Below are 11,678 nucleotides of genomic sequence, written 5' to 3' on the forward strand. Positions count from 1 at the left end.
CGCTTTTGCTCACCACAGACAGCTTCTGACCTTTTGTCACACTTCCTATGGATGCATAATTGGTACCTGCTCCGCTTCTTACATTCAGCGTGCTTGCCGTTACTGTGTACATTGTGCTTTTTGCTGGTGGCGTTGCTGTTCCTGATGCTTGTACATAATCGCTGCTTACGTAGCCCGTGCGGCCGTTATAGTTAATTTTGTACCAACTTCCGCTTTTGCTCACCACAGACAGCTTCTGACCTTTTGTCACACTTCCTATGGATGCATAATTGGTACCTGCTCCGCTTCTTACATTCAGCGTGCTTGCCGTTACTGTGTACGTTGTGCTTTCTGCTGGTGGCGTTGCTGTTCCTGATGCTTGTACATAATCGCTGCTTACGTAGCCCGTGCGGCCGTTATAGTTAATTTTGTACCAGCTTCCGCTTTTGCTCACCACAGACAGCTTCTGACCTTTTTTCACGCTTCCTATGGATGCATAATTGGTACCTGCTCCGCTTCTTACATTCAGCGTGCTTGCCGTTACTGTATACGTTGTGCTTTCTGCTGGTGGAGTTGCTGTTCCTGATGCTTGTACATAATCGCTGCTTACATAGCCCGTGCGGCCGTTATAGTTAATTTTGTACCAGCTTCCACTTTTGCTCATAACAGATAGCGTTTGACCTTTCACTACGCTGCCGATAATCCCGTAAGTCGTTCCCGCTCCGCTTCTCACATTTAGCTTGCTTGCCGTTACTTTATATGTAACCGTCGCTGCTGCATATGCCTTTTCTTGATTTCCCCCGATTGAGCCAAAGCCAGGCGTTACAGCCGTTGCAAGTGTAGCTGTTAACGCCATCCCCACCATTAATTTTTTCAACTGCTTTCCCTCCATTTATCTCTTATAAAATTCTACTATTTTCTATTCTTAATTCATTATCTTACCATATTCCAAACGAAGGGAAAGGGTCAATAGATGCTTTTCACACGGCCTATAAAAAAAGACAGACCTCCTTGATAGGTCTGCCTCTTTCACTATTATCCTAAATCAACGTTGTGATATACTTGCTGCACATCTTCTAAGTCTTCTAATGCATCAATCATTTTTTCAAACTGAGCTTGTGCATCTTCAGGAAGAGTGACATCATTTTGAGCAAGCATCGTTTGCTCAGCTACTGTAAATTCCGTAATACCAGCATCGTTGAACGCTTTTTGTACCGCATGGAATTGATCCGGATCAGCATAAACAATTACAGAATCTTCTTCCTCTAAAATGTCACGCACGTCTACATCTGCTTCCATTAACAGTTCTAGCGTCTCTTCTTCATCCTTACCTTCTACACCAATAACAGCTGTTGGATCAAACATGTACGCTACTGATCCGCTTACTCCCATATTACCGCCGTTTTTACCAAAAGCAGCACGCACGTCTGAAGCTGTTCTGTTTACGTTATTCGTAAGAGCATCTACGATAACCATTGAGCCATTTGGTCCAAAACCTTCGTAACGAAGATTATCGTAATTTTCTTCTGATCCGCCTTTTGCTTTTTCAATCGCACGGTCAATAATTGCTTTTGGCACATTGTATGTTTTCGCGCGTTCCAATACAACTTTTAACGCTTGGTTTGATTCTGGATCTGGCTCGCCTTGTTTCGCAGCCACATAAATCTCACGGCCAAACTTGGCATATATACGACTTGTATTAGCATCTTTTGACGCTTTCTTTTCTTTAATATTGTTCCACTTACGGCCCATATTGTTTCACTCTCTTTCAAAATTGAATCTAATAAAATAAATAGGCAATGATATATCCGTCTTTATTATACATCAATTCCCTCTTACCTTTCGAGTTTAATACTTAAAAAAGAAAAGCAATCTTTTGGTATATTTCATTAACTAAATAAATGAGAAAACCATTTGATAACCGGCTGAATGATTTTTGTATATACATTTTTAAGCGGTTTGTATATACATCTCATCCAAATCCACCGTAAAGGATAGTAGATCATATGAATTACGATCCACTTAACTCCTTTCCAGAAACAGAGGAATATACGCTGACAAAATGAAACCACAGGAATAACAATTTCATTGTAAAATGGCAGCACAACATATTTCCAGAAAAGATAACAAGGGTAACAAACTAGATACAACACAGGGTATAAAACGTACTTCCATATAAATCTAGTTATAGGCAAAAAACATCGTTTCCAAACGAAGAGAATAAAAGGATAGATGAGGACACTCCATAGCCAAGAAATAGGATAAACGAACAAGAAACGTATAATGTATCTCCAAATGAAATCAATGACAGGTTGAATAATTCTTGTTCCTATCCATATGAGGGGCTTAGCGATAAAATATATCCATAGCTTACACAAAATTTGAAATACAAAATAAAAGGGAAAATACAAGACAAAAAAGATGCCTCGCAACACGTACTTGATACTTTGAGCTACTCCACTAATACTTTTCACTTCCTTTTTTATAAGTGAGTTTCGTTCATTTACCTACTCTATTATATAAAATAAATTGAGCAAGCAAATATATTTTTTAGCTCAATGAGAATTATATACAAAAACACCCTTCTATAAATAGAAGGGTGTCTAGAACCTTATTATTCTACAGTAACTGATTTTGCTAAGTTACGTGGTTTATCTACATCGCAATCGCGGTGCAATGCAGCGTAGTAAGAGATTAATTGTAAAGGAATAACCGCTGCTAGTGGTGAAAGTGTTTCATGAACTTTCGGAATCACGTAGCGATCTTCTTCTGTTTCTAATCCTTTCATTGAAATGATACAAGGATTAGCTCCACGTGCTACTACTTCTTTTACGTTACCACGGATGCTTAAGTTTACATGTTCTTGTGTTGCTAATGCAATAATTGGCGTATTGTTTTCAATTAAAGCGATTGTTCCGTGCTTAAGCTCTCCTCCAGCAAATCCTTCTGCTTGGATGTAAGAGATTTCTTTTAGTTTTAACGCACCTTCTAAACCTACATAATAATCAACAGAACGTCCAATAAAGAATGCGTTGCGAGTTGTTGCTAAGAATTGAAGAGCAATGCTTTCCATTTCTTCTTTGTCGTCGCAAAGTACTTCCATTGTGTTTGCTACGATTGCTAACTCTTGAACTAAATCAAATTCTAATTCAATGCCGCGTGTTTTTGCTGTTACAGCCGCTAGAATTGACAGCACTGCTAATTGAGCTGTATAAGCTTTTGTTGATGCTACAGCAATTTCCGGACCTGCATGAAGTAATAACGTATAATCAGATTCACGAGATAATGTTGATCCCGGAACGTTTGTGATTGTTAACGCTTTGTAACCTAGTTCTTTAATTTGAACTAATACTGCACGGCTGTCAGCTGTTTCTCCACTTTGAGAGATAAAGATAAACAATGGCTTTTCAGATAAAAGCGGCATGTTATAAGAGAATTCACTTGCTACGTGCACTTCTACTGGAACCTTCGCCCACGTTTCAATGAATTGTTTACCTACTAGGCCTGCATGATAGCTTGTTCCACATGCTACGATATAGATGCGGTCTGCTTCATCCATCGCTCCTAAAATGTCTGCATCAATGTGCAGTTCATTGTTCTCATTTTGGTACTCTTGAATGATTTTACGAACAACTAAAGGCTGCTCATCAATTTCTTTTAACATATAGTGAGGGTACGTACCTTTTTCAATATCACTTGCATCAAGCTCTGCTGTATAAGGTGCTCTTTCTACCACTTCACCATCAAGCGTTTTAATTGTTACGCCTTCTTTTGTCACAATTACTGTTTCTTTATCCATTAATTCTACGTACTGATCTGTTACTTGAAGCATTGCCATAGCATCACTCGCTACAACGTTAAATCCTTCGCCAACACCTACAAGAAGCGGGCTTTTGTTTTTAGCTACGTAGATTGTATTTTTATCTTCGTTATCAACAAGAGCTAGTGCATAAGAACCGTGAAGCAAGCTTACTGTCTTACGGAACGCTTCTTCTACATCTAAGCCTTCTGCTGCGATTTTTTCAATTAACTGAACGATTACTTCTGTATCCGTTTCGCTTTTGAACGTTACATCTTGTAAATATTCACGTTTCAAAATAGCATAGTTTTCAATTACACCGTTATGCACAAGTGTGAAGCGTCCAGATGTACTTTGATGCGGGTGAGCATTTTCTTGGCTTGGTACACCATGAGTTGCCCAACGCGTATGACCGATACCTGCTGGTGCTACAACACTGTGATCTACTGCCTGACGCAATTCTGCAATACGGCCTTTTTCTTTGAATACGTGTACGCCTTCATTGTTAACAACTGCAATACCCGCTGAGTCATAGCCACGATATTCTAACTTTTCAAGACCACGTAATAAAATTTCTTTCGAATCTTCTGTTCCAATATATCCTACAATTCCGCACATAGATAAAATCCTCCTTCATGTATGAAAAGAGAGTCTCTTTTCATCATCAATGATTATCATCTCAATGCTTTTGTCCAATAAGTCACCTCATTGTTTTTCACATCAAGTTTTCGGCCGTGATAATCAACAACCGGGAGGCATCCGCCGATACTTCGATAAACCTCCTCCTCGTCAACTAAGTCGTTTCCGTCCCTTTACTTAGTTCAGGCGCTTTGTATTCACTTTTAAAATAGATTGTTCACTCCTTTACATAAATTAAGAGACGAACAGATTTAATATTACAATAAGAAGTGAGAAAACGTCAATTATCTTCTTTACTATCTGTAAAAACAGCCTTTAGCATTAGATAATTTCCAAGAATTTTTCTCAACAATATAAAAATATGCATAAGCAGCTTGAAACGTCACCGCTTATGCATATAATTAATGAATTACTCTAAGCCCATTTCTTCTTTTACTACTTCTACGATACGCGTTACATAAGTTTCACATTCTTCTTGTGTTTGTGCTTCAACCATAACACGTACTAACGGCTCTGTTCCTGAAGGGCGTACAAGTACTCGGCCATTACCGTTCATTTCTTTTTCCACTTCTTCAATAACCACTTTTACCTTCTCGTTATCTGTAACATGATGCTTATCTGTTACTTTTACATTTACAAGAAGCTGAGGATATTTTTTCATTTCAGCTGCTAATTCTGATAAAGGCTTTTTCGTTGCTTGCATAATGTTTACAAGCTGAATAGCTGAAAGCATACCGTCACCTGTTGTGTTGTAATCTAAGAAAATAATATGACCTGACTGTTCTCCACCTAGGTTATATTGATTAGCTTTCATTTCTTCTACTACATAACGGTCTCCTACACCAGTTTGTGCACTTTCAATCCCGCTAGCTTCTAGTGCTTTATAGAAGCCTAAGTTACTCATAACGGTAGAAACAAGCGTGTTTTTCTTTAAACGTCCTTGTTCATATAAGTATTTTGCACAAATGAACATAATTTGATCACCGTCTACAATCTCGCCTTTTTCATCGATTGCAATTAAACGATCTCCGTCTCCATCAAATGCTAATCCAACATCCGCTCCTTTTTCTTTTAAGAAGGTACTTAATGCTTCTGGATGTGTAGATCCTACACCGTCATTGATGTTTAATCCGTTTGGAGATGCCCCCATTGTAGAGATATCTGCATCTAAATCCGCAAATAAATGTGCTGCTAACGATGACGTTGCCCCGTGCGCACAGTCTAATGCCACATGAATACCTGAGAAGTCTTCATCAACCGTTTGTTTTAAGTATTGAAGATATTTTTGTCCACCTTCGAAGTAGTCATTTACCTGACCTAAGTCTCCCCCAACAGGTCTTGGTAATTGATCTGTTTCACTATCCATTAACGCTTCAATTTCATTCTCTTGGGAATCTGAAAGTTTAAATCCATCTGGACCAAAGAATTTAATTCCGTTATCTTGAACTGGGTTATGCGAAGCAGAGATCATGACTCCTGCTTGTGCGCCAAGTGCTTTTGTTAAATACGCTACCCCTGGAGTTGAAATAACGCCTAGTCGCATAACTTCTGCTCCAATTGAAAGCAATCCTGCAACAAGCGCTCCTTCTAACATATGACCAGAAACGCGTGTATCGCGTCCGATTAATACTTTTGGTCGCTCTGAATCTTTTGTTAGAACGTAACCACCTAAGCGTCCAATTTTAAAAGCAAGCTCAGGAGTTAATTCACTATTGGCAACTCCTCGTACTCCGTCTGTTCCAAAATACTTACCCATTAATTTTCTCTCCTTCATGTCAAAACATTTAGTTTCCTGATGTATTATCTGTCTGTCCATCTACGGGTGTAGAATTTTCATCACTTTGATTACTACTGTCGTCACCAGTTTCTGTACTATCTGTTGGTGTATCTGTATTATCTTCAGGTGTATCAGTCTCTTCGCTTGGTTTATCAGTTGAATCACCTGAATTTCCCGTCCCAGGATTTGTTCCCGATCCTGATCCAGTTCCCGTGTCTGGCTTTGTTTCTTTATCGCTATCGCTCGTGCTTCCACTTGTTTCTTTATCTGTTTGCTCATCATTTGTCCCTGATTGTTTTTTCGCTGTTACACGAACTTTTGCCTGTTTAGTCGATAGAGTCGATGTAACAGAGTCGGGACTATTTATTATAATAGGAACCGTGTGCTCCCCGGCAGATAAATTCCCTACATTCGCTGACAAGGTAATGCCGCTTTTCGTTAACTTATCTAAATCAGATTTTGGTCCTTTTACATCCGCATCTACTGAAGTAGGAGAAAGCAGTTCATAAGTGTACTTTGAGGATTGACCAGTTAAAGAAACCGGTAAATTCTTAAATGACTTAGTCTCAGCTGCACTTGCATCCGTTTCTTCTGCGTCTTGCTCATCACCTTGTTTGTCTACTTCCACATGAACGGTAATTTGTTTAGGACTTACACTATCTATTCCGTCTGGAACAGGGACGTTCACCTTAATATCTTTAGATTTCGTAATACCGGTAACATCGACTGGAATATTATCAATTTTATCGATTTTTTCTAAAGAATCAGATGGACCGATAATTTTTACTGTATCTGTTTTAGGCTCTAGCTTCGTAATATTGACACCGTCGCCTGGCGTGCCTTCTTGAATCACATCGATCGGCACTTTTTTACTAATATTTCTCACTGGGATTGTTACATTGACCGTTTCTGGTTGAACTGTTACATTCAATTTATTTAAATTCTTGTCTAGTGCGACAACAGTTGCTTGTTTCGTGACTGTTTTTGAAGCATTATCTAAATCAATAATAGCTTTCACATAAGCAACTTGGTCTAATTGACTTGATGCGCCCGTTACCGTGACGGCTCTTGGACTAACGGTTGCTTCCCCTGCTTCATATCCATTCTTCACCTTGTTTTTATCGTAGCTTGCCTCTACTGAAAACTGCTTTGAATCGCGTTCTTCAATTGTTACGTTTACAATATCAGGCTTAACCACTACGTTTAAATTATCAGAGATATTTCGATACTGAACCTTGACTCTATGCTGTCCTAAGCTTAAATTATCAAGGTCAATATAAGCTTGATAATCTTTTTGTAGCTTTGTTTGAGCCAAAATATTTTTAGGACCTTCCAGTGTCATAATAACCGTATCCGGAACACCTCTTACAATTCTGTTCTTCTCATTGTAGGATACTTGAACCGGAACATCTGTTAATGTTTCTACTCCGGTGTTGGCAGAACTGCTTCGGTTCAGAAACTTATTTGATGAACTGGCACCATCATCTAAATTAACAGATAAATATAACATGAAGGCTAACAGCAACGCGATAATTTTCATAACCCACGATCGATTCATCAATTTATCCATTCTTCTTCAACCTCCATTGCCAACGAGTGGAAGAAGTTGCTTTAGAAGTTGTGACTAATTCTTTTTCGAGCATTTCTCTCAATGTATCAATTGTCAATTCACGATACAATTCACCATTTTTGGTAACGGAAATGCCTCCAGTTTCTTCAGATACAATAACAGTCACACTATCTGTTACTTCACTTATTCCTACAGCAGCACGATGGCGAGTACCTAATTCTTTTGAAATAAAAGGACTTTCAGATAAAGGTAAGTAACATGCTGCAGCGGCTACTTGATCCCGCTGTAAAATAACCGCTCCATCATGAAGTGGTGTATTCGGTATAAATAAGTTGATTAATAATTCAGAAGAAATATTAGAGTTGAGCGGTATACCTGTTTCGATATAGTCACCCATACCCGTCTCTCTTTCGATTGAGATCAATGCACCTATGCGTCTTTTAGCCATATAATGCGTTGCTTTTATAATCGCCTCAATCGTAACGGTACGTTCATCCTCTTCAGGCAAATTACTGCGTGAAAACAAACGTCCTCTCCCAAGCTGTTCAAGCGCTCGGCGCAGCTCCGGCTGGAAGATAATAATGATAGCTAAAAACCCATACGTTAACGCTTGGTCCATTAACCATTGCAGCGTATTTAGTCCAAGGAAGTTACTTATAAAGCGGACAACTAAAATCACCGTGATTCCTTTTAAAAGCTGTACTGCTTTTGTACCTCTTATGACCATAATTAATTTATATATGACGAACCATACCAGGAGAACATCAACAATTTTTCCTAAATATGAGAGGATTGGCAGGTCTCCAATAGGCATCTTCTCACTTCCTCTATATATGTAATAAAGATAACATAACCGTTTTATTATACCATAAAACAAAATTACACTGTAAATTACATCTTATTTTTAAATCCTTGTTCCTATATAATGTAGCCTTCTTTTTATATAAATAAAACCGTCCACTATTCCTCTCTAACAAGATAAGCGGACGGTTGTATGTTTCAACTATTAAAAGTCAACAGCTTGTTTGGCATGAGTTTTGACGTTATACCACACCCAGTCAAAAATCTTGTCTAACTCTTCAATATTGCCTGTCACTTCTCCTGCAGAAGCTAGGTACTTATCACCATGTATAACAGTAACATTTCCATCTACTTTTCCTTCAATTTTAATATCGCCATTTCTCACAGTAATATCACCTTTGACGGTCTCACCTTTTGGTACAACGACTGTTTTATCGTGAATGACCAAGTTCGGCTGCTTTGAAACAGAAAAGTCTTCATCCGTTTCCCAAGCTGAAAACACGGTGCCGGACATTAACAGCACAAATACAGCAGCTGCACTAAGAATCGGGTGGTTTGTAAACCATCTATTCATTCGAATTCGATTCTTCTCACGCGGTAACCCAGCCATAACACCTGCTGTAAAGTTCATAGGTAATTCTATATGAGAAGTGCTTTGCACAAATGCAATGGTTCTTTTTAACTGATGCATATGCTGCTGACAACCTTTGCATTGATGCAAATGCTCTTTTAATAATAGTTCATTTTCTTTTGTAATATCTCCATCCAAATGTTCATGAATGAGATTTACATACATTTTTGGACATTTCATTCTTAGTTCACTCCTTACAAGTGGCGAAGTCGATTTCTTAAAGCTTCACGTCCTCTGTGAATTCTAGTCTTTACCGTACCAAGCGGCAGGTCTAAAATATCGCTGATTTCTTTTAACGACAGCTCATCTATATATTTTAGGACAATGACAGTTCGATATTTCTCAGGTAGCTTTAATATTTCCGACTGAATGAATTCTTGCAATTCTACTTGCTCTAGTTCTTCCTCTGGTAAAGCCTGATCGGCAGCTATTTGAGAGTACATATTTAACCCGTCGGTCCCGGCTACTTCTGCATCTAAATAATAGTCTGGCTTTTTTTTACGAATTCGATCAATACAAAGATTTGTAGCAATTCGATATAACCAGGTGGAAAATTTTTTACTCGTGTCATAGCTATGAATATTTACATAGGCTCGAATAAACGCCTCTTGTGCAGCGTCTTGCGCTTCTTCCCGGTTTCCTAACATTCGATAACATAGATGAAAAAGTTTATCCTTGTGATATTCTACTATGTCAGCAAACGCATCCTGGTCACCTTTTTTTACTTTTTTTATTTTCCTTTTTAATAATAAATCCATGTAACGGTTACCTCCGCCCATTGCGGGATAGTATATATACGTGTACTTTATCATAAAGTTTCACTTATGCTTAATTATTTTAACAAAAATTTGTCAAATATGTTTAAAAAGATCGTACGTAGGTTATGTAATTAGTATAGATGAAAAGAAGAGGAGTGGAAAGCTTGACTCATACAAAAGAGAACCTTTTGAATCAAATTGAAGAATGCAGAAATAACATGGTCACCCTTGCAGCAGAAAACCCTTTATCATCACTAACAGTGGTAAGAGTAAGTTCAGAGTTAGATGGTTTATTAAATGAATATGAAAAGTTTTTCTCTATATAAAGAAGCTCTCGAATCCGAACTAAGAGCTTCTTTTTTTTACCTTCATATATGTTTGATGTACCTTTTGGTAGGTACTAATGTTTTATACTAATTTTTCTCCTAAAAGTGAGCCCATTAATGCAACAGCTACGGTAGCTGTTTTATTCCGTTCATCTAAAATAGGATTCACTTCCACAAACTCCGCAGAAGTGATTAGCTGAGATTCTGCCAACATCTCCATAGCTAAATGACTTTCTCTGTAGCTTATTCCACCGATAACTGGCGTTCCTACTCCAGGTGCATCATGTGGATCCAGTCCATCTAAATCGAGTGATAGATGAACCCCATCTGTTTTATCACGCAAATATAAAATTGTTTCTTCCATTACTTTTGTCATACCCATTCGATCTATCTCATGCATCGTATACACTTTAATTCCTTTTTCCTTTATTAGCTCTTTTTCTCCTTCATCTAAAGAACGTGCTCCGATAATCACAATATTTTCTGGCTTGACTTTAGGTGTATAACCGCCAATTCGAGTCAATGCGTCGTCTCCTATACCTATACTTGCCGCCAATGGCATACCGTGAATATTTCCTGAAGGAGACGTATCTGCTGTATTCAAATCTCCGTGTGCATCATACCAAATCACGCCCAAGTTTTGATAATGACGACTTACTCCTGCTAGTGTTCCGATAGCGATGCTGTGATCTCCCCCTAGCACTAAAGGAAACCTTTTATTTGTAATAACATCACTTACGGTCTGAGCAAGCCTCTCGCTAGCATCTGCTACAGCTTTTAAATTCTTTAAGTTTGTATTTTCATCACTATGTACTCGTTCAGCTAAGGCAATTTCAATATTCCCTTTATCTTCTACACTATAGCCAATATTCTCGATGCGTTCAATAACACCTGCATATCGTATCGCACTTGGCCCCATATCGACCCCACGGCGAGTTTGACCTAAATCCATTGGTACTCCAATAATTGAAAGCTTATTCATCATATGTCCCCCCATCACAAATGTTGCTACTCTCTTATTGTAACGGCTAAATGAGCGATGGCTCAACTCGACACTTTTTTGAATATATATACAATTCTAATTTGTAGAAACTGCACAAAAAAACCTTTAAGCAAATTGCTTAAAGGTTGTACGTTTATATGTATGGTGGAGCCTAGCGGGATCGAACCGCTGACCTCCTGCGTGCAAGGCAGGCGCTCTCCCAGCTGAGCTAAGGCCCCAAAATCTTTTTTTATATAGAAATGGAGCGGAAGACGAGGTTCGAACTCGCGACCCCCACCTTGGCAAGGTGGTGTTCTACCACTGAACTACTTCCGCTTATTAAAATGAGCCATGAAGGACTCGAACCTTCGACCCTCTGATTAAAAGTCAGATGCTCTACCAACTGAGCTAATGGC

Annotated in this window: 10 protein-coding genes and 3 tRNA genes; 1 reads left to right on the forward strand and 12 read right to left on the reverse strand. The window is 38.6% G+C overall.

The window, feature by feature from the left end; genetic code table 11:
- From ACFX40_RS26355 to sigW, 8 genes are all read right to left on the reverse strand, one after another.
- A partial coding sequence (locus tag ACFX40_RS26355) for an SH3 domain-containing protein (RefSeq protein WP_377257181.1) occupies positions 1-856 on the reverse strand: 856 nt, incomplete at its 3' end.
- A gap of 158 nt (positions 857-1,014) precedes the next feature.
- The gene (locus ACFX40_RS26360; RefSeq protein WP_013054976.1) at positions 1,015-1,731 is read right to left on the reverse strand and encodes a YebC/PmpR family DNA-binding transcriptional regulator; all 717 of its coding nucleotides are present in this window, start codon (positions 1,729-1,731) and stop codon (positions 1,015-1,017) included.
- 862 nt (positions 1,732-2,593) lie between these two features.
- Positions 2,594-4,396 carry a glutamine--fructose-6-phosphate transaminase (isomerizing) gene (glmS, locus tag ACFX40_RS26365; protein ID WP_028410402.1) on the reverse strand — a complete coding sequence of 601 codons (1,803 nt, stop codon included), beginning with the start codon at positions 4,394-4,396 and terminating at the stop codon, positions 2,594-2,596.
- A gap of 430 nt (positions 4,397-4,826) precedes the next feature.
- Positions 4,827-6,173, reverse strand: a complete 1,347-nt coding sequence (gene glmM / locus ACFX40_RS26370) for a phosphoglucosamine mutase (protein ID WP_102814028.1) — start codon at positions 6,171-6,173, stop codon at positions 4,827-4,829.
- Between the two features lie 28 nt (positions 6,174-6,201).
- Positions 6,202-7,764, reverse strand: a complete 1,563-nt coding sequence (locus tag ACFX40_RS26375) for a CdaR family protein (RefSeq protein ID WP_028410400.1) — start codon at positions 7,762-7,764, stop codon at positions 6,202-6,204.
- On the reverse strand, positions 7,757-8,578 hold the full coding sequence (cdaA, locus tag ACFX40_RS26380) for a diadenylate cyclase CdaA (RefSeq protein WP_013054971.1): 822 nt from the start codon (positions 8,576-8,578) through the stop codon (positions 7,757-7,759). The genes ACFX40_RS26375 and cdaA overlap by 8 nt, the downstream gene beginning before the upstream one ends.
- A gap of 192 nt (positions 8,579-8,770) precedes the next feature.
- Complete coding sequence (locus ACFX40_RS26385) at positions 8,771-9,376, reverse strand: anti-sigma factor family protein (protein ID WP_013081391.1); 606 nt, start codon at positions 9,374-9,376, stop codon at positions 8,771-8,773.
- A 14-nt stretch (positions 9,377-9,390) separates the two neighbouring features.
- On the reverse strand, positions 9,391-9,954 hold the full coding sequence (sigW, locus tag ACFX40_RS26390) for an RNA polymerase sigma factor SigW (protein WP_013054969.1): 564 nt from the start codon (positions 9,952-9,954) through the stop codon (positions 9,391-9,393).
- A 155-nt stretch (positions 9,955-10,109) separates the two neighbouring features.
- Here sigW and ACFX40_RS26395 point away from each other — a divergent pair, with 155 nt between their 5' ends.
- A complete protein-coding gene (locus tag ACFX40_RS26395; protein WP_223260213.1) occupies positions 10,110-10,280 on the forward strand; it encodes an aspartyl-phosphate phosphatase Spo0E family protein in 171 nt (56 codons plus the stop codon).
- A gap of 82 nt (positions 10,281-10,362) precedes the next feature.
- Here ACFX40_RS26395 and rocF read toward each other — a convergent pair whose 3' ends face one another.
- From rocF to ACFX40_RS26415, 4 genes are all read right to left on the reverse strand, one after another.
- Entirely contained in the window at positions 10,363-11,262 is a 900-nt protein-coding gene (rocF, locus tag ACFX40_RS26400; protein ID WP_025753445.1) for an arginase, read from the reverse strand.
- 163 nt (positions 11,263-11,425) lie between these two features.
- Positions 11,426-11,501: transfer RNA gene (locus ACFX40_RS26405), tRNA-Ala, on the reverse strand.
- A 22-nt stretch (positions 11,502-11,523) separates the two neighbouring features.
- Positions 11,524-11,598, reverse strand: a tRNA-Gly gene (locus ACFX40_RS26410).
- Between the two features lie 9 nt (positions 11,599-11,607).
- A tRNA-Lys gene (locus tag ACFX40_RS26415) sits at positions 11,608-11,678 on the reverse strand.

The organism is Priestia sp. YIM B13552 (assembly GCF_042787775.1).
Lineage (GTDB): Bacteria > Bacillota > Bacilli > Bacillales > Bacillaceae_H > Priestia > Priestia megaterium_E.

Excerpts from the sequence above, each read along its gene's own strand:
- ACFX40_RS26385 (WP_013081391.1), bottom strand. The coding sequence starts at position 9,376 with ATGAAATGTCCAAAAATGTATGTAAATCTCATTCATGAACATTTGGAT.
- ACFX40_RS26360 (WP_013054976.1), bottom strand. The coding sequence starts at position 1,731 with ATGGGCCGTAAGTGGAACAATATTAAAGAAAAGAAAGCGTCAAAAGAT.
- sigW (WP_013054969.1), bottom strand. The coding sequence starts at position 9,954 with ATGGATTTATTATTAAAAAGGAAAATAAAAAAAGTAAAAAAAGGTGAC.
- rocF (WP_025753445.1), bottom strand. The coding sequence starts at position 11,262 with ATGAATAAGCTTTCAATTATTGGAGTACCAATGGATTTAGGTCAAACT.
- glmM (WP_102814028.1), bottom strand. The coding sequence starts at position 6,173 with ATGGGTAAGTATTTTGGAACAGACGGAGTACGAGGAGTTGCCAATAGT.
- ACFX40_RS26375 (WP_028410400.1), bottom strand. The coding sequence starts at position 7,764 with ATGGATAAATTGATGAATCGATCGTGGGTTATGAAAATTATCGCGTTG.
- glmS (WP_028410402.1), bottom strand. The coding sequence starts at position 4,396 with ATGTGCGGAATTGTAGGATATATTGGAACAGAAGATTCGAAAGAAATT.
- cdaA (WP_013054971.1), bottom strand. The coding sequence starts at position 8,578 with ATGCCTATTGGAGACCTGCCAATCCTCTCATATTTAGGAAAAATTGTT.